General features: G+C 62.4%; 16 protein-coding genes and 1 tRNA gene. 12 read left to right on the top strand and 5 right to left on the bottom strand.

Annotation, left to right across the window (positions count from 1 at the left end):
• Positions 1 to 96: 96 nt before the first annotated feature.
• Together rpoH and C8348_RS01050 are read right to left on the bottom strand one after the other, a co-directional pair.
• Positions 97 to 987, bottom strand: coding sequence for an RNA polymerase sigma factor RpoH (rpoH, locus tag C8348_RS01055; protein ID WP_106751410.1), 891 nt, complete (start codon positions 985 to 987; stop codon positions 97 to 99).
• A 195-nt stretch (positions 988 to 1,182) separates the two neighbouring features.
• Positions 1,183 to 2,232 (bottom strand): RluA family pseudouridine synthase, encoded by a 1,050-nt coding sequence (locus tag C8348_RS01050; RefSeq protein ID WP_106751409.1) that lies wholly within the window; start codon positions 2,230 to 2,232, stop codon positions 1,183 to 1,185.
• On the opposite strand from C8348_RS01050, the gene C8348_RS01045 reads away from it, so the two are divergent.
• Positions 2,231 to 2,593: a hypothetical protein gene (locus tag C8348_RS01045; RefSeq protein WP_106751408.1), complete on the top strand. Its 363-nt coding sequence runs from the start codon at positions 2,231 to 2,233 to the stop codon at positions 2,591 to 2,593. The two genes, C8348_RS01050 and C8348_RS01045, sit on opposite strands and share 2 nt — an antisense overlap.
• A gap of 342 nt (positions 2,594 to 2,935) precedes the next feature.
• Positions 2,936 to 3,010, top strand: a tRNA-Glu gene (locus tag C8348_RS01040).
• Between the two features lie 98 nt (positions 3,011 to 3,108).
• On the opposite strand, the gene C8348_RS01035 is transcribed toward C8348_RS01040, so the two are convergent.
• Positions 3,109 to 4,419, bottom strand: coding sequence for a coiled-coil domain-containing protein (locus C8348_RS01035; protein WP_157950346.1), 1,311 nt, complete (start codon positions 4,417 to 4,419; stop codon positions 3,109 to 3,111).
• Positions 4,420 to 4,565: 146 nt separating this feature from the next.
• A complete protein-coding gene (locus C8348_RS01030) occupies positions 4,566 to 5,075 on the bottom strand; it encodes a DUF1134 domain-containing protein (protein ID WP_106751646.1) in 510 nt (169 codons plus the stop codon).
• A gap of 467 nt (positions 5,076 to 5,542) precedes the next feature.
• Between C8348_RS01030 and C8348_RS01025 the strand changes: the two genes are divergently transcribed.
• The 8 genes from C8348_RS01025 to C8348_RS00990 all read left to right on the top strand — a co-directional run bounded on the left by C8348_RS01025 (position 5,543) and on the right by C8348_RS00990 (position 13,789).
• The gene (locus C8348_RS01025; protein WP_208983434.1) at positions 5,543 to 6,010 is read left to right on the top strand and encodes a YHS domain-containing (seleno)protein; all 468 of its coding nucleotides are present in this window, start codon (positions 5,543 to 5,545) and stop codon (positions 6,008 to 6,010) included.
• Positions 6,011 to 6,106: 96 nt separating this feature from the next.
• On the top strand, positions 6,107 to 6,748 hold the full coding sequence (chpT, locus tag C8348_RS01020; RefSeq protein WP_106751406.1) for a histidine phosphotransferase ChpT: 642 nt from the start codon (positions 6,107 to 6,109) through the stop codon (positions 6,746 to 6,748).
• Positions 6,749 to 6,880: 132 nt separating this feature from the next.
• Complete coding sequence (locus C8348_RS01015) at positions 6,881 to 9,628, top strand: hybrid sensor histidine kinase/response regulator (protein ID WP_106751405.1); 2,748 nt, start codon at positions 6,881 to 6,883, stop codon at positions 9,626 to 9,628.
• Positions 9,625 to 10,101 (top strand): chemotaxis protein CheW, encoded by a 477-nt coding sequence (locus C8348_RS01010; RefSeq protein WP_106751404.1) that lies wholly within the window; start codon positions 9,625 to 9,627, stop codon positions 10,099 to 10,101. The genes C8348_RS01015 and C8348_RS01010 overlap by 4 nt, the downstream gene beginning before the upstream one ends.
• Before the next feature lie 43 nt (positions 10,102 to 10,144).
• Positions 10,145 to 10,510, top strand: coding sequence for a response regulator (locus C8348_RS01005; RefSeq protein ID WP_106751403.1), 366 nt, complete (start codon positions 10,145 to 10,147; stop codon positions 10,508 to 10,510).
• A gap of 23 nt (positions 10,511 to 10,533) precedes the next feature.
• Positions 10,534 to 11,733, top strand: coding sequence for a protein-glutamate methylesterase/protein-glutamine glutaminase (locus C8348_RS01000; protein WP_106751402.1), 1,200 nt, complete (start codon positions 10,534 to 10,536; stop codon positions 11,731 to 11,733).
• Complete coding sequence (locus tag C8348_RS00995; RefSeq protein ID WP_106751401.1) at positions 11,730 to 12,599, top strand: CheR family methyltransferase; 870 nt, start codon at positions 11,730 to 11,732, stop codon at positions 12,597 to 12,599. Before C8348_RS01000 ends, C8348_RS00995 begins: the two co-directional genes overlap by 4 nt.
• A 209-nt stretch (positions 12,600 to 12,808) precedes the next feature.
• Complete coding sequence (locus C8348_RS00990; RefSeq protein ID WP_106751400.1) at positions 12,809 to 13,789, top strand: MBL fold metallo-hydrolase; 981 nt, start codon at positions 12,809 to 12,811, stop codon at positions 13,787 to 13,789.
• 94 nt (positions 13,790 to 13,883) lie between these two features.
• Here C8348_RS00990 and ctrA read toward each other — a convergent pair whose 3' ends face one another.
• Positions 13,884 to 14,576 carry a response regulator transcription factor CtrA gene (ctrA, locus tag C8348_RS00985; protein ID WP_106751399.1) on the bottom strand — a complete coding sequence of 231 codons (693 nt, stop codon included), beginning with the start codon at positions 14,574 to 14,576 and terminating at the stop codon, positions 13,884 to 13,886.
• A gap of 372 nt (positions 14,577 to 14,948) precedes the next feature.
• On the opposite strand from ctrA, the gene fliI reads away from it, so the two are divergent.
• Both fliI and fliJ read left to right on the top strand, forming a co-directional pair.
• Complete coding sequence (gene fliI / locus C8348_RS00980; protein ID WP_106751398.1) at positions 14,949 to 16,274, top strand: flagellar protein export ATPase FliI; 1,326 nt, start codon at positions 14,949 to 14,951, stop codon at positions 16,272 to 16,274.
• Positions 16,275 to 16,303: 29 nt separating this feature from the next.
• Positions 16,304 to 16,711 (top strand): flagellar export protein FliJ, encoded by a 408-nt coding sequence (gene fliJ, locus C8348_RS00975; RefSeq protein ID WP_106751397.1) that lies wholly within the window; start codon positions 16,304 to 16,306, stop codon positions 16,709 to 16,711.
• Positions 16,712 to 16,801 lie beyond the last annotated feature (90 nt).

The raw sequence follows: 16,801 nt of genomic DNA, 5'->3' as shown, positions 1-16,801 counted from the left end.
CGGGAGGGGAAAGCACAGCGATCGGGCGGGGGTCAAAGACCGCACAGCCACGCCGTCCCGGCGGGGTGCCGGGACGCGGGGAGGGGAAGCAACAGCTCAGTTCAGCGTCGAATGTTCCAGGGCCCGGGCGCTCTTCTGCACGGCCTGCTGCACCTTTTCGAACGCCCGCACCTCGATCTGGCGCACGCGCTCGCGGCTGACGCCAAACTCGGCGGACAGGTCTTCCAGCGTGACAGGTTCTTCGGCCAGGCGGCGGGCCTCGAAGATGCGCCGCTCACGCTCGTTGAGCACCTCCATGGCGTCAGACAGCAGCTTGCGGCGCTGGTCCAGTTCTTCCTGGTTGGCGAGCAGGGTCTCCTGGCTGTCGCTTTCGTCGACGAGCCAGTCCTGCCACTCGCCGCTTTCGGCTTCGGCAGAGCGGATCGGCGCGTTCAGCGAAGCGTCGCCGCCAAGGCGCCGGTTCATCGACACGACCTCTTCTTCCGACACGCCCAGCTTGGTTGCGATCTCCTGCACCTGCTCCGGCTTCAGGTCACCTTCGTTCAGGGCCTGGATCTTGCTCTTGAGGCGGCGCAGGTTGAAGAACAGACGCTTCTGGTTGGCGGTCGTGCCCATCTTGACCAGCGACCACGAGCGCAGGATGTACTCCTGGATCGCAGCCTTGATCCACCACATGGCATAGGTGGCAAGGCGGAAGCCGCGTTCGGGTTCGAAGCGCTTGACCGCCTGCATCAGGCCGACGTTGCCTTCCGATACGACTTCGCCGATCGGCAGGCCGTAACCACGGTAGCCCATGGCGATCTTGGCCACGAGGCGCAGGTGAGAGTTGACCAGTTTCTCGGCGGCGGCAGGGTCATCATGCTCTCGGTAGCGCTTGGCGAGCATGTATTCTTCCTGCGGCTCCAGCATCGGAAACCGGCGGATTTCATCGAGATATCGGCTCAGGCCGCCTTCACCGGCGACAAGCATCGGTACATTCCGGGCCATGACATGCGCCCCCTTCCTGGCTGGCGTCCCCCGACCGGCAGGCCGCTCCCTGTCCTCTTCGGACGCTCGGGGATGAGCCTTGTGCCAGTCTTTCTGTGGCAACGCGATTCACCGGCGTCCGGTTCCCGGCTCGCCGATGCAGAAGGATATAAGCAGCATTGCGGCAAATACAGGACCCGGCCGGCCCGCTCGAACCTAAAATTTTCGTAATGCGTCCAGCAGGGCCTTGAAGTCGTCCGGGATGTCACTTTCGAAGGTCATGGTCTCGCCGGTGACCGGATGTTCGAAGGCCAGCAGTCCGGCATGCAGTGCCTGACGCGGGAAATTCAGCACTTCCGAGCGCAGTGGCTCGGGCAGGGGATTGGCCTTGGTCTTGAACCCGGCACCGTAAACATGGTCGCCGATCAGCGGCAGGCCGACATGGGCCATATGCACACGGATCTGATGCGTCCGGCCGGTTTCCAGCATGCATTCGACCAGGGCGGCCAGCGAAGGCTGGTCGGCCGGGCCGAAGCGTTCCTGCACCTGCCAGTGGGTCACGGCATGGCGTCCACTGGTTCGCACGACGTTGATCTTCTGCCGATTGTGTTCCGACCGAGCAAGGTTGGCATCGACTGTGCCGCGCAGGCCCGAAGGCGCGCCCCAGACCAGCGCCTGATAGGACCGCTCCAGCGGGCCGGTCCGGCCATGATCGGCAAACTGCTCTGACAGGCCCTTGTGCGCCTGGTCCGTCTTGGCCACCACCAGGAGGCCGGAGGTGTCCTTGTCCAGCCGGTGGACAATGCCGGGTCGCCGCACGCCGCCGATGCCCGACAGGCTGTCACCGCAGTGATGGATCAGCGCGTTGACCAGCGTGCCGGTCCAGTTTCCGGCGCCCGGATGCACCACCAGTCCGGCGGGCTTGTCGATGACGATCAGCGCGTCGTCCTCGTAGACGATGTCGAGCGGGATATCCTCGCCCTGCGGCTCCGGCTCCTCGGGTTCCGGCAAGGTCAGTGTCAGGCTGTCGCCGTCATGAACCTTGTACTTGGCTTCCTTCACGGTCTTGTCATTGACCGAGACTTCGCCAGCCTTGATGAGGTTTTGCAGCCGGTTGCGGCTAAGATCAGCGAAATGAGCAGCCAGAACCGCATCCAGCCGCTTGCCCGCGTCGTCCGGCCCGGCTACGAAGCCGGAAACTGCGTCGTCGTGCCCGTCTTCGCCTTCGTCCACGAACGTCGGCTGTACTGGAGTTCTGTCTGTCATGACCAAGTCTGCCTTTGATGATCGCGAGCCGGGTAACGCTGAAGAAGCGCCGCTGGATCCTGCGGTGCTGCGTGTGCAGTCGCGTCTGCGCCGGCTGGTGGCCGGCTCGACCCTGATCATGATCGCCGGCATTGGTGCCCTCTTGGCAGCAATCATCTACAAGGTCAATTCCGTCGGCAAGGTGCCGGGTGGAAACTGGCCGGAATCCATTGCCCTTGAAGGCGCAGGCGAGGTCCGCAGCCTGTCGGTCTCCGACGGCGTGCTTTACCTGCTGGTTCAGGACGGCACCACGACGGTCATCCAGCGCATGGACACCGCCACCGGCAAGGCGCTCGGCCGGACAACGCTTGCAAGGCCCTGAGCTGGAAGGCGTTTCAGCAAACGGCTGTTCGCCACCAAGCCTTCGCGCCAACTCCGCGCGCCGGTTCGGGGTACGCGTCGCCGCAGCCGCAGCGCACCCTTTGCCGCAGCTCATCCACCCCCTCCGCGCCGTCCCGGCCTTGTGCCGGGACCTGTCATGGTCGCGAAATGCTGAAGCCGCAGGAAACGCAATCGTGTCCCTCACAGGTCCCGGCACAAGGCCGGGACAGCGCGGAGGAGACGGCGCCACAGCCGGTTTCGGCCCCGAAAAACCGCTTGCCTTGCAGCCGGCAAACAATTATACGGGCGGTCTCGCAACGATAAGGCTTTGCCCGTTGCAGCCGCTCCCATCGTCTAGCGGTCAGGACGCTGCCCTCTCACGGCGGAAACAGGGGTTCGATTCCCCTTGGGAGTACCATTCCTTCCCTGAAAACTCAGTGCGCAGGCGGGCTTGACCCGATATGCACCTGTATGTCCGCATCGGCAGCGCACTTGCGTCTCCGGGCAGTTTCCCCTTCAGGCGACAACCTGTTTCTTTCCCGAGCGGCCATCCCGCGGGGATTGCTCCTGATTGGCTTGCCCCGATTTTTCGGGGCTGACCGGATCCGTTGCCTTTGCCGTGCGCTGTGGCTTTGCGATGATAGCCGGTTGGTCTGCTTGCGGGGCGGTTGACACCGACAGGGCCTCACGCGCTGCTGTGCTGGCGCGCACGATCCGTCCAGCGATCTCGACTGCGGACAATCTTGCCGCCGTTGCGGGTGTCGTCGGACCTGTCGTGGCTGCCGTTGCGTCGGTTGGCGTCGCAGCCTTGCTGGTCGCTTTCCGGCTGCGTGTTGACTTTGGCTTTTCAGCTTCGGACTGTTCCCCCTGCGCGGCAACCACTGTTCCGGCGAGGGCCTTCAGTTCGTCCCGCAAGGCTGTCACGGCCGGGCTGGTTGCCAGTTCGTTGGTCAGGCGGGCGATTTCGGTGCGGGTCTTGGCGAGGGCCCGGTCCTGTGCGGCTGCGCGGGCTGCCAGCCGCGCATTCTCGCGTGCGGCTTCCTTGAGGTTCTGGTCCATCTGCGCCACGAGACCGTCAGGCAGGCCGCCGGCCAGGTCGAGTTGCAGGGTAAGGCGGGCGACATCTGCCTGCGCAGCGATGAAGTCGGTCTCCTGGTCCATCAGTTCGCTTTCGAGCCGGGCGATGTTGCGCCGCAGGTTGACCGTATCGGCGTCCGGCAAAATCTGGGCGGCCAGGGCGTCCGCCGACGTTGCGGGCACCTGGGGTGCTGCCGGGGTACGGCTAGCCAACTGGCGCTGCAGGCTGGCGATCTGGGCCTCAAGCGCGGAAATCGTTGCGGCGGCAAGAGGGTCGGAACTGGTGCCGCGCCGCGAGTCCAGCAACTGGCGCAACTCGGTAACTTCGGTCTCAGCCTGTTTCAGGCTCGCGGCCAGTTCGTGTGCCTCCGTCCGGGCGAGGATCAGATCTTCACGCAGTTGCTTGTTTTCGTCTGTCTGCGCTGCGAGCAAGGCATCCACTTCGCGGCGATGCTCGGACAGTTCGCTGCGCTCGGCCTGCAGCGCGAGACGTTCCGGCAGATATTTTCCTGCCTCTGCCCGGGCTTGTGCGGCCTGTGCCTTCAGCCGGGTCAGTTCGCGTTCCAGCCGGCGATGGGTCAGAGCTGCTTCAGCGCGCAAGACATCCTGTGCGGCCTTGACTTCGCGATAGGTGGAGGGGTGTGTCGCCAGGACAGCATCACGTGTCAGCCGTACGGCCCGGCGCCAGACAGCAGGCAAAATCAGGAGTGCCAGCAGCCCGGCTGCCAGGAACCCCAGGAATGCATACATCGCCGCTTCGATCACGCGCTGCCTCGCCGGCTCGTCCGGGCCCGGTACCGGACCGACCCGCTGCGACCCATGATTACCCGAGGGCAGGGCGCAGGCCAAGGGGGCGAGGCGGCTAATTGTGGGCCGCCGCGCCGGTTCCTGTTCTATCAGAACGGGTTCCAGGTCGGTTGCTGGGTAAACTTCAGATAGCCGATATTCAGCCCAAGGCGTGCGCCGACCCCGGCCTTTACCGGGACGACAAGGGTATTGTTGTTGTTTAACACCGTCATGCCAAAGCCGCCGATGAGATAAGCCGAACCATTCACGCCAGCGTAGCGCTGGTACATGGCTTCGACGTTCGGCAGATTGTATATCAGCATCATCACGCGGGCACCGTCGCCGCCGAAATCCCAGCCGATTGACGGGCCTTGCCAGAATACCTTGTGGTTGCCCGCGTTCCGGGTGAAGAGGTCTCCTTCGCCATATCGCGCGCCTGCGATCAGGGCGCCCGACCCTTCTTCGCCAAGAATGTAACCGTTCGGCTGGCCGTAGCTCTTGAAGGCATTCTCGATGACGGAGGCAAGGCCGCCGGAGACGGAGCCGAAGAAGCGGTGACCGGCGTCGACAATTTCCTCCTGGCTGTAGTTGGTGTTGCCCGGAGTTGTCGACTGCGCCATGGCCGCCTGGAACCCGAATGCCAGGCACAGCACATAAACGATGGCTGCGAGCGGCCAGAACGGCCGTGTCTGGCGGTCCTTCACGGTGCTGGTGGTTCCGGTGCCATTGATTTTCGCCACTTTGGCAGTGTCACGTGTGGTCGGGTGGCGCATCCTTGCAAGTCTCCTACTGGTGGCTCTGCTTCGGCGTGCGCCGGACCAGAGCCAGGACATCTGTACGCCCTGTGCCGGGTGCGTGCAGACGGTTGCGGGGCCTTTTGCCTGGCCGGGGCTGAACAACGCATGGCTACCTTGCTGCGGCCTTGCGTGACTTGTTCCGGCCCGGTCCGTTCCGGCATGCTATGTTCACTTTGCTGCGAGTCGTGATGGCTCTTTGGAAATTCAGACCCGAATCAATGCCAGAGTGTAGACGAATTCTGACCAACCTGTGGCCGGCGCTCCGTAATCGCGGGCACTGCGGTGTCCGGTTGCGTGCTACCGTTTGGTTTCTGGCGACCGTTATCGCTGCGGCGTGGGGCCTTCCCAGCATCGCCGACGCCCGTCCAGCCTATTTCCTCGCGGACCCGGTTACAGGCTATGCCATCGGCGGATATGATCCTGTTGCCTTTTTTGTCGACAGGCGACCGCGTATGGGGCAGCCGAGGCTGGAATACTCCTGGCGTGGCGCGCGGTGGCTGTTTCTGAACGAGGGCAACAAAGCGGCCTTTGAGCGCGCGCCGGAGGTCTATGCACCGCAGTTTGCCGGATGCGGTGCCTATGCGCTGGCGGAGGGCTATGCGACGGCCGGTAACCCGTCGATCTTCGTGGTGATTGAAGACCGGCTCTACTTCTTCCACACTGTCGTCAATCGTTTCCTGTTCCTCGTCGAACGGGAAACCGCGATTGCCGATGCACAGGCAAATGCCGCGAAGACTGGCTGTCTGCCGCGCAATTAGGGCCTTGCGCTTGGCAGGGCGCGCAGGGCTGTGTAACCCTCTGCACAGCAGCAGCGAATCACCCTACGGCTTTCGCAGACCTGGAGACTGACCCGCATGTCCGAACTCAAAGACCTCACCTCGCTCGACCTTGCGGCGCTGGTCTCCAGCCGGATCTGCCATGACATCATCTCGCCGGTTGGCGCCATCATCAACGGGCTCGAAGTGCTCGACGATGACAATGCCGGAGACATGCGCGAATTCGCCATGGACCTCATCCGCAAGAGCGCGCGTCAGGCGTCTGCCAAGCTGCAGTTTGCCCGTCTTGCTTTCGGTGCTGCCGGATCCGCCGGCGCGGAGATCGATCTGGGGGATGCCCAGTCGGTTGCGACAGCGCTGATGGAGAATGAGAAGTCCAATCTCAACTGGCAGGTCGACCGGCACCTGATGCCGAAGAACCTGGTTAAGCTTTTGCTAAACTTGCTCTTGATTGCCAACCAGTGTGTTCCGCGCGGCGGCGAAATCGTCATTCGCATGACCGGCGAGCCGTCCAAACCGAACTTTGAACTGACCGCAAAGGGCGTAAACCCGAGGATTCCTCTCGGGATGCAGGCCACGTTGGGCGGTGAAGAACCCGAACGTGTCGATGCGCATTCTGTTCAGCCTATTTACACACTTTTGCTTGCACGCGAGTGCGGGATGACGATTGACCTTGTGAAAGACGAGGACCTCGTCAGGCTTACCGCACGTCAGTCATGACAAAAACAGGTTCATGGCGACCTGTTTGTTTCAACCTATCTTAACTGTTTAAGGCCAACCTCCACTCATGGACATCCCGGTCCAGCCGTCCTTCGGGGCGCGGAACCAGTAAACGTCGGGTGAGTGCAGGCTATGGACGACCTCCTCAGAGAATTTCTGACCGAGACCAGCGAAAGTCTCGATGTTGTAGACGTTGAGCTCGTCAAGTTCGAGCAGGAGCCGAACAACGCCACCATTCTGGATAACATCTTCCGACTGGTGCACACCATCAAAGGGACGTGCGGCTTCCTCGGTCTGCCCCGCCTCGAAGGGATCGCGCACGCTGCCGAAACCCTGATGGGCAAGTTCCGCGACGGCGTACCGGTGACCCCGGAAGCGGTTTCGCTGATCCTCAATTCCATCGACCGGATCAAGGAGATCCTGGCTGATCTGGAAGCTGCCGAGGGCGAGGAACCGCAGGGCGATGACAGCGACCTGATTTCCGAACTGGAACGCATGTCGATGAGCGCTGAGAAGCCGGCGGCAGCTCCCGTGAAGGCGGCGGCACCAGCACCGGTCGTAGCCGAACCGGCCATCCAGGTTCCCGACCAGTCGCTTGAGCGCGCCCTGCGCCCCGGCGAGGTTTCCCTCGACGAACTGGAACGTGCGTTCCGGGAAACGGAAATCGAGGTCGAGGTTGCAGAGCCGGTTGAGGCCGTTGTGGAAGCTCCGGCTCCGAAGGCCCAGAAGGCCGCGCCACGCGCAGCCGCCGCGCCGAAGGATGACGATCACGACGACAAGGCCGACAAGAAGGCCGCCGCCGGTGGTGGTGTCTCCAACCAGTCGATCCGCGTCGCCGTCGAGACCCTCGAACACCTGATGACCATGGTCTCCGAGCTGGTGCTGACCCGCAACCAGCTCCTGGAAATCGTGCGCCGTCATGAAGACAGCGAATTCAAGGTGCCGCTGCAGCGTCTGTCCAACGTGACGGCCGAGCTGCAGGAAGGCGTCATGAAGACCCGCATGCAGCCGATTGGCAACGCCTGGCAGAAGCTGCCGCGCATCGTCCGCGACCTCAGCCAGGAACTCGGCAAGCCGATCGAACTGGAAATGATTGGCGCCGAGACCGAACTCGACCGCCAGGTCCTTGAAATGATCAAGGACCCGCTGACCCACATGGTCCGCAATTCGGCCGACCACGGCCTCGAAATGCCGGCCGTGCGCCGTGCAGCCGGCAAGCCGGAAAAAGGCTTCATCACCTTGGCAGCCTACCATGAAGGTGGCCATATCATCATCGAGGTGAAGGACGACGGCAAGGGTCTCGACGTCGAGAAGATCAAGGCCAAGGTCATCGAGCGCGGGCTCGCGACTGAAGCTGAAGTCGACAAGATGACCGATGCGCAGATCCACCGCTACATCTTCGCGGCTGGCTTCTCCACGGCCGCCGCTGTCACCAGCGTTTCCGGCCGCGGCGTCGGCATGGACGTTGTGCGCAACAACATCGAGCTGATCGGCGGTACCGTTGACCTGCGTTCGACGCCGGGCAAGGGCTCCAGCTTCATCATCAAGATCCCGCTGACCCTTGCCATCGTCTCGACGCTGATCGTCGAGGCCGGGGGTGACCGGTTTGCGATCCCGCAGCTGTCGGTGGTGGAACTGGTGCGCGTCCAGACCAACTCCGAACATCGCATCGAGCGGATCAAGAACACGCCGGTCCTGCGCCTGCGCAACAAGCTGCTGCCGCTGCTGCATCTGTCCCAGCTTCTGGGTACTTATGAAGGCGAGGACGCCGAGAAGGCGATCAACGACGACAATGGCTTCATCGTTGTCATGCAGGTTGGCAGCCAGACCTTCGGCGTTGTCGTCGATGGCGTCTTCCACACCGAGGAAATCGTCGTCAAGCCGATGTCCTCGATGCTGCGCAACCTCAACATGTTCTCCGGCAACACCATTCTGGGTGACGGCTCGGTGATCATGATCATCGATCCGAACGGCATCGCCTCCGCGATGGCAAGCCAGGCCTCCAGTGCCGTTGCCGAGCAGAACGAGGAAGCCGATGAGAACCGCCGCGTTGCCGGCGAAGGCCAGAAGCCGATCTCGCTGCTGCTGTTCCGCGCCGGTGCGCCGGAGCCGAAGGCCGTGCCGCTGTCCCTGGTCACGCGTCTGGAAGAGTTCGAGGTCTCCAAGATCGAACGCTCCAACGGCCGCGATCTGGTCCAGTACCGCGGTTCGCTGATGCCGCTGGTCTATGTCAACGAAGGGGACCATCACAAGCTCGAAGGCACCCAGCCGATGCTGGTGTTCTCCGACAGCGGCCGCTCCATGGGCCTTGTGGTCGACGAGATCGTCGACATTGTCGAGGAGCGCCTGCACATCGAGGTTGGCTCCGAGCGTCCGGGCATCCTCGGTTCGGCAGTCATCAAGGAACGCGCAACTGAAATCCTCGACCTTGGCTACTACCTGCCGCAGGCCTTCGAGGACTGGTTCATGCGCAAGGAGATGGATATCCGCTCGCTGACGAAGAAGATCCTCTTCGTCGATGACTCGGCCTTCTTCCGCAACATGCTGACGCCGGTGCTGAAAGCAGCCGGCTATGACGTCACCACCTGCGATGGTCCGGACGAAGCCTTCGAAGTGCTCGAAAGCGGCGTCGAGTTCCAGGCCGTGGTCAGCGACATCGAGATGCCGCGTGTCAACGGCTTCGAGTTCTGCGAAGCCCTGCGCCGCGATCCGCGCTTCCGCAAGATGCCGGTCCTGGCCCTCTCGGCCATGGTCACGCCGGCCTCGATCGAGCGTGGTCGCCAGGCAGGTTTCGACGACTATGTGGCGAAGTTCGACCGTCCGGGTCTGATCGCTGCTCTCAAGGATGTGTTCTCGGGTGAAATGGGAGTTGCCGCATGAGTGTCATGGACCATAGCGTCGCCTCGGGCACCGACATGATCCAGTACGTCACCGTTGTGATCGGTGGCCAGCTGTTCGGTCTGCCGATTTCCCAGGTGCATGACGTGTTCGTGCCGGAAAGCGTGACCCGGGTGCCGTTGTCGGCCCCGGAAGTCGCAGGAGTGCTGAACCTGCGCGGGCGTATCGTGACGGCGATCAACATGCGCCGCCGCCTGCACCTGCCGCCGCGCCAGGACGGCCAGATGATGGCCGTCGGCATCGAGTACAAGCATGAATCCTACGGGCTTGTGATCGATACGGTTGGCGAGGTCCTGACCCTGTCCGGCAAGACGGCGGAGCCGAACCCGCAGAACCTTGACAAGCGCTGGGCCGAAATTTCGGCCGGCGTGCATCGGCTGGATGGCCAGCTGATGGTCATTCTCGACGTGGAGCGCCTGCTCGGTGCCATGATGACCGACGCGATGGCCGCCTGACGCCATCGCCGTCCGCGGCTCCGGCAATGTGGAGATGAAACAGATGAAACAGTGTCTCGTGGTGGATGATTCCAGCGTCATCCGCAAGGTCGCCCGCCGGATCCTCGAGGATCTTCAGTTCCAGATCACGGAAGCCGAGGACGGTCAGCAGGCACTCGATGCATGCCGCAAGGCCATGCCGGATGCCATCCTGCTCGACTGGAACATGCCGGTGATGGATGGTCTTGAGTTCCTGACCAGCCTGCGCCGGGAACCCGGTGGCGAGAAGCCGATCGTGGTCTTCTGCACCACGGAGAACGATGTGGCCCACATCGCCCGGGCGATCCGCGCCGGGGCCAATGAATACATCATGAAGCCGTTTGATCGGGAGATCGTGGAAGCGAAATTCCAGGAAGTCGGCCTCATCTGATCTCTCCTGAATGGGTGCGCCACATGGCCTTTGCACAAATGAACCCGAGTACCGGGTCATCTCCGAATACGGACCCCATCCGTGTCATGGTCGTTGACGACGCCGTCGTCATCCGTGGCCTTTTGAGCCGGTGGCTCGACGCTGATCCGGCGCTCGCCGTCGTCGCTTCACATCGCAACGGCAAGCTGGCGGTGGATGACATCCTGCGCAGCAATCCGGATGTCGTCGTTCTCGACATCGAGATGCCGGAGATGGACGGCATGACCGCCTTGCCGCTGATGCTGGCCAAGAAGCGTGACCTTGTTGTCGTCATGGCCTCCACGCTGACGCGTCGCAACGCTGATATCTCGCTGAAAGCCCTGACCCTCGGCGCGGCTGATTATGTCCCGAAGCCGGAGTCCACGTCGGAAATCACGACTTCGGTCGATTTCCGCCGCGAACTGATCGACAAGGTCAAGATCCTCGGGGAACGTGCGCGCCGCCTGTCCGGCCGTGGCAAGACCATGCGGGCCGAGACCAATGCCGGCAAATCGGCATCCCAGGCTCCGGTCGGCGCGCTTGCCAACCGTCCGATGATGCCTGGTGCCCGGGCAGAAGCTGCCAAGCCCGGCTTCCAGCTCAAACCTTATTCCTCCGCGCGGCCGCGCATTCTTGCAATCGGATCGTCGACCGGCGGGCCGCAGGCCTTGCAGCAGCTGATGAAGGACATCGGCTCGACTGTGACCGACATCCCGGTCGTCATCACCCAGCATATGCCGCCGACGTTCACAGCCATTCTTGCCGAGCATATCGGCAAGGCCGCCATGCGCCCGTCGAAGGAAGCCGAGACCGGAGACGTGCTGCAGCCGGGTCACATCTATGTGGCGCCAGGTGGCAAGCACATGATCCTTGAAAAGGATGCCGGTGCGGTCAAGGTCCGCCTGACCGACGACGCACCGGTCAATTTCTGCAAGCCGGCTGTCGATCCGCTGTTCGACAGCGTCGCCAAGGCTTATGGCTCTGCCACGCTCGCCGTGGTCCTGACCGGCATGGGCTCGGATGGCGCCAATGGCGTCAAGACGATCTCGGCCGGTGGTGGCAGCATCATCGCCCAGGACGAGGCCTCGAGCGTCGTCTGGGGCATGCCGGGTGCCGCCGCAAACACCGGTCTTTGCAGCGACGTGCTGCCGCTGACGGACATCGGTCCCAAGATTGTTCGTGTGTTGAAGGGGAGTGCCCGATGACCCCGACTGAGTATGATTTTCTCAAGCGGTTCCTCAAGGAACGCTCGGGCCTGATGCTGTCCGACGACAAGCAGTATCTCGTGGAAAGCCGCCTGGTTCCGGTGGCCCGCAAGAATGGCATCGACACCCTGTCGGGCCTCGTGCAGGCCATGCAGCGCGGCGGCAACGCTGTCTTGTCGAATGCTGTTGTCGAGGCAATGACGACGAATGAGTCGTTCTTCTTTCGCGACAAGACACCGTTCGAACACTTCAACAACATCATGCTGCCGGCGATGCTGGAAAAGCGCGCCAGCTCGCGCAGCGTGAAGATCTGGTGCGCTGCTGCCTCGACCGGGCAGGAACCATACTCGATCGGCATCTGCCTGAAGGAAGCCGCGCACAAGGTCGCCGGCTGGCGTTTCCGCATTCTTGGGACTGACCTGTCATCCGAGGTTCTGGAAAAGGCGAAGGCTGGCATCTACAGCCAGTTCGAGGTCCAGCGCGGCCTGCCGATCCAGATGCTGCTGAAGTACTTCGCCCAGCAGGGGGATCTCTGGCAGATCAATCCTGACCTGCGGGCCATGATCGAATGGCGCAAGCTGAACCTGCTGGAGAATTTCAGCCACCTCGGCGAGTTCGACATCGTATTCTGCCGCAACGTGCTGATCTATTTCGACCAGCAGACCAAGATCGACATCCTCCAGCGCATCGCCAAGATGATGCCGGAAGATGGCTTCCTGGTTCTGGGGGCGGCCGAGACCGTTGTCGGCCTGACCGATGCCTTCCAACCTGTTCCCGGCCAGCGTGGCCTCTATCAGCTGAAGCAGGCTGCCAGCGCGACCGCCGCTCCGCGTCTTGCCATGGCAAGCAGTTTCGGACTGAAGTGAGCCGTGCGATCCAGAACCTGATTGAGGGCCGGTCCAGTGACTGGCCCTTTTGCTTTCTCGCTCACGCAGTGATCACAAAGCCGTCAGATGCGGCCGACCTCCGGTTCTGATGCAATCCTCGCTGTTCCCGCAGGCGTAGGGAAACCGATCCGGCGACCAGCCGGAGACTGCGTCATGAACAGGTGGGCCATGTGCCCGAAGGAGGCAAAATGACGGACCAGACCATTTCCATTTCCCGGCGTGGCTTGTTGGCCGGGGCCGCCGGGCTTGGGCTCGCCGGAATCTCGGGCGTGACCCTTGCTCCGGGTATGGCACATGCAGCCGCACCACAGCAGTCCGGTGTCCTTCCTGTCATCAGCCGGTATCGGCTCGGTGATTTCGAGGTGACGACGCTTCTGGACGGGGCCGCCGTCAGTGAAGAGCCGCAGAAGACCTTCGGCATGAATGTCCCGGCCGAGGAGTTCAATGCGGTGTCGCAGGCCAGTTTCCTGCCTGTCGACAAGTTCCGGAACTCCTTCACGCCGACCCTCGTCAACACCGGCAATGAGCTGGTGCTGTTCGATACGGGTGTCGGTGAGGGTGGGCGTCCGGGGCGCGGCAACCTGCGTGCGGCAATCCTCGCCGCCGGATATACACCGGAGCAGGTCGATATCGTCGTCCTGACCCACATGCACCCGGACCATATCGGCGGCATGATCGAAGCTGGCGCTCCGGCCTTCCCGAATGCCCGTTATGTCACGGGCCAGGGAGAGTTCGACTTCTGGTCCAAGCAGGATCCCGCCAGCAACGGCGTTGCCAAGCTGATGACGACCAACATCACGCCCTTTGCCGAGAAGATGTCCTTCATCGGGGAGGGCGGCAGCGTCGTCTCCGGCATCACCGGTATGGCGGCTGTTGGTCATACGCCGGGGCACATGGTCTATATGCTCGAATCCGCCGGGCAGCAGCTCCTGATCACCGCTGACATGACCAACCACTATGTCTGGTCGCTGGCCTATCCGGACTGGGAAGTCCGGTTCGACATGGACAAGGCTGCTGCGGCTGCGACCCGTCGCAAGGTGCTGGGCATGCTGGCGACCGATCGGATCCCGTTCATCGGCTATCACATGCCAGCGCCGGCCCTCGGCTTTGTCGAGGCGGCTGGTTCGGGCTTCCGCTACGTCCCGGCGACCTATCAGTTGAACCTGTGACGGTCACTGGCGTGAAATGACGAAAGGCCTCGCCGGGGTTACCGGCGAGGCCTTTTCAATGAAGCGAAGCTTTGAGACGGGCAGGCGAGCGGGATCAGGCCGCTACTTCCATGTCCGGCTCGCGCAGCACGTAGCCGCGGCCCCAGACGGTCTCGATGTAGTTCTTGCCGTGCGTTGCAGCCGCCAGCTTCTTGCGCAGCTTGCAGATGAACACGTCGATGATCTTCAGTTCCGGCTCGTCCATCCCGCCATAGAGATGGTTCAGGAACATTTCCTTGGTCAGGGTCGTGCCCTTGCGCAGTGAGAGGAGTTCCAGCATTTGGTACTCCTTGCCGGTCAGGTGCACGCGCTGGCCAGACACTTCAACGGTCTTGGTGTCGAGGTTGACGCGCAGGTCGCCGGTGACGATGACCGACTGGGCGTGGCCCTTCGAGCGGCGCACGATGGCGTGAATTCGGGCAACCAGCTCGTCCTTGTGGAACGGCTTGGTCATATAGTCGTCGGCGCCGAAGCCGAGACCGCGCACCTTGTCCTCGATGCCGGCAAGACCGGACAGGATCAGGATCGGTGTCTTGACCTTGGACACACGCAGTGTGCGCAGAACCTCGTAACCGGACATGTCCGGGAGATTCAGGTCAAGCATAATGATGTCATAATCGTACAGCTTGCCGAGGTCGATGCCTTCCTCGCCAAGATCTGTCGTGTAGACGTTGAAGTTTTCGGACTTGAGCATCAACTCAATGCTCTGCGCCGTGGCGCTGTCGTCCTCAATCAACAATACACGCATGCCAATCCCCTTGTGCTGCCTATCCTGGGCAAGTCGCAACGGCTCTGTCGGTGCCTGCTACGAAGGACTGCTGTTAACCCCGACTCAAAGCTAATGGTCAATGGTTAACAAATTCTGATTCGTAGCAGCAAGCCTTATGAGAACGAATCTGTGAAGAACCCGCCAAGGAATTGAGAATCAAGAAAATTCTGACCTCAAACCTACTTAACGTTTCACATGAAGAAATCGAGCTAGCCGATTCCTTACAGACTCATTTCACACAGTCCCGCTCCGCCCTGAAATGGCTCTCGCCTCTCAACGCTTCGTTCATTAACATTAAGCAGAGACGTAAACGTTCGGTTACCGACAGCCTGTTTCCGAGGAGATGCAGCCCTGAAATCGCTCTTTGCCGAGATCGAATCGCTTATGGCCACGGAAATCTGGGGGCGGGTCGTCGCTGTCCAGGGCCTCCTGGTGGAGATCGCCGGACCGATCCATGAAATGAGCGTCGGCGCGCGCCTTGCGATCGATATTGGCGAGGGAATCCAGCCAGTCTTTGCCGAAGTCGTGGGGTTCCGGTCGGGGCATGCGCTGTGCATGCCGTTCTCCGGTCTGGAGGGGGTGCGCATGGGGTGCCGGGCAGTGATCGCGGCGCGTGACAGCGTCGTGCATCCTGCAACGGGTTGGCTTGGCCGAGTTATTAACGCGATGGGCGAGCCGATCGACGGCAAGGGTGCCTTGCCGGGCGGGGAACTTGCGCGCCGGTTGCGCTCTGCACCGCCTCCGGCTGCCGACCGGGCTCGCGTAGGCGGGCCACTGGACCTGGGCGTCAGGGCGCTTAACACCTTCGTCACCTGCTGTGAGGGGCAGCGCATGGGTATCTTCGCCGGCTCCGGCGTCGGCAAGTCCGTGCTGATGTCGATGCTCGCTCGCAACACCGACTGCGACGTCTCGGTGATCGGCCTCATCGGCGAGCGTGGCCGAGAGGTACAGGAATTCATCGAGGACGATCTGGGCGAGGAGGGCCTCGCCCGTTCGGTGGTCGTTGTCGCCACGTCCGACGAAAGCGTGTTGATGCGCCGCCAGGCGGCCTATCTCGCCATGACCGTCGCGGAGCATTTCCGCGACGAGGGCAAGCGCGTGCTGTGCATGATGGATTCCATCACACGCTTTGCCATGGCGCAGCGCGAGATCGGCCTGTCGATCGGCGAGCCGCCGACGTCGAAGGGCTATACGCCGACCGTTTTTACCGAGTTGCCGCGTCTGCTGGAGCGCGCCGGACCCGGGCGGGTCGGCAGCGGCTCCATCACTGGCCTTTTCACGGTTCTCGTCGAAGGCGACAATCACAACGAGCCTGTCGCCGACGCCGTTCGCGGCATTCTCGACGGCCATGTCGTGATGGAGCGGGCGATTGCCGAGAGGGGGCGCTATCCGGCGATCAATGTGCTAAAGTCCGTGTCGCGGACGATGCCGCGCTGTGTTCCGGAAGCCTATGTGCCGATCCTGCGGAAGGCGAAGGCCCTGATGGCCACCTTTACCGACATGGAAGAGCTGATCCGGCTGGGAGCCTATCGGCGCGGATCCGATGCTCTTGTTGACGAGGCCATTGGCCGGCATGAGCCGATGGAAGCCTTTCTGACACAAGGCAAGGGCGAGGCGACGAGCCTTGATGAGGGCTACGCGATGCTCGCCAACCTTTTGGAAATGAGTCCCGGTTAATGTAGGTGGCCAAAGGGGAGTACTGAGTCATGAAGTCCCGAGAAAGCCTCATTCGCCTGAAGCGCTTCCAGGTTGACGAGAAGCGCCGTCATCTGATGCAGATCGAGTCCATGATTGCGGACTTCCATCGCATGGCGGACGAACTGGATGATCAGATTCGTTCCGAGCAAGAGCGTGTCGGCATCACCGATGTGGCGCATTTCGCCTATCCGACCTTTGCCAAAGCCGCCGCAACCCGGCGCGACAACCTGCGCAATTCGGCGCTGGAGCTGAATGACCAGCTGGAGCGCGCCCGCGATGAGCTGACCCAGTCCATCGAGGAACTGAAGAAGTTCGAGCAACTCGAGGAACGTGATCACCAGCGCGAGCGTGAGGCCCAGGAACAGGCCGAACAGGCCTTGCTGGATGAGGTTGCCAGCCGGGCCCGCGCCCGCTGAAGCGAAGCCGGGCTGTCCCCGCCCGGCCTTTCCTGCCCCTTGTCGCCGACTGCCCGTGTTCGCCGACTGCCCCGGTTCGCCCACTGATGG

The sequence above is a fragment of the Pannonibacter carbonis genome (assembly GCF_003012935.1).
In the GTDB taxonomy this organism is placed as follows: domain Bacteria; phylum Pseudomonadota; class Alphaproteobacteria; order Rhizobiales; family Stappiaceae; genus Pannonibacter; species Pannonibacter carbonis.
Note: the sequence above shows the minus strand (reverse complement) of the source record. Positions and strands in the feature narration are given on the sequence as shown.

Excerpts from the sequence above, each read along its gene's own strand:
- C8348_RS00990 (WP_106751400.1), top strand. The coding sequence starts at position 12,809 with ATGACGGACCAGACCATTTCCATTTCCCGGCGTGGCTTGTTGGCCGGG.
- C8348_RS01005 (WP_106751403.1), top strand. The coding sequence starts at position 10,145 with ATGAAACAGTGTCTCGTGGTGGATGATTCCAGCGTCATCCGCAAGGTC.
- C8348_RS00995 (WP_106751401.1), top strand. The coding sequence starts at position 11,730 with ATGACCCCGACTGAGTATGATTTTCTCAAGCGGTTCCTCAAGGAACGC.
- rpoH (WP_106751410.1), bottom strand. The coding sequence starts at position 987 with ATGGCCCGGAATGTACCGATGCTTGTCGCCGGTGAAGGCGGCCTGAGC.
- C8348_RS01000 (WP_106751402.1), top strand. The coding sequence starts at position 10,534 with ATGGCCTTTGCACAAATGAACCCGAGTACCGGGTCATCTCCGAATACG.
- C8348_RS01015 (WP_106751405.1), top strand. The coding sequence starts at position 6,881 with ATGGACGACCTCCTCAGAGAATTTCTGACCGAGACCAGCGAAAGTCTC.
- ctrA (WP_106751399.1), bottom strand. The coding sequence starts at position 14,576 with ATGCGTGTATTGTTGATTGAGGACGACAGCGCCACGGCGCAGAGCATT.
- chpT (WP_106751406.1), top strand. The coding sequence starts at position 6,107 with ATGTCCGAACTCAAAGACCTCACCTCGCTCGACCTTGCGGCGCTGGTC.
- C8348_RS01045 (WP_106751408.1), top strand. The coding sequence starts at position 2,231 with ATGACCAAGTCTGCCTTTGATGATCGCGAGCCGGGTAACGCTGAAGAA.
- C8348_RS01030 (WP_106751646.1), bottom strand. The coding sequence starts at position 5,075 with ATGGCGCAGTCGACAACTCCGGGCAACACCAACTACAGCCAGGAGGAA.
- C8348_RS01050 (WP_106751409.1), bottom strand. The coding sequence starts at position 2,232 with ATGACAGACAGAACTCCAGTACAGCCGACGTTCGTGGACGAAGGCGAA.
- C8348_RS01035 (WP_157950346.1), bottom strand. The coding sequence starts at position 4,419 with ATGTATGCATTCCTGGGGTTCCTGGCAGCCGGGCTGCTGGCACTCCTG.
- fliJ (WP_106751397.1), top strand. The coding sequence starts at position 16,304 with ATGAAGTCCCGAGAAAGCCTCATTCGCCTGAAGCGCTTCCAGGTTGAC.
- C8348_RS01010 (WP_106751404.1), top strand. The coding sequence starts at position 9,625 with ATGAGTGTCATGGACCATAGCGTCGCCTCGGGCACCGACATGATCCAG.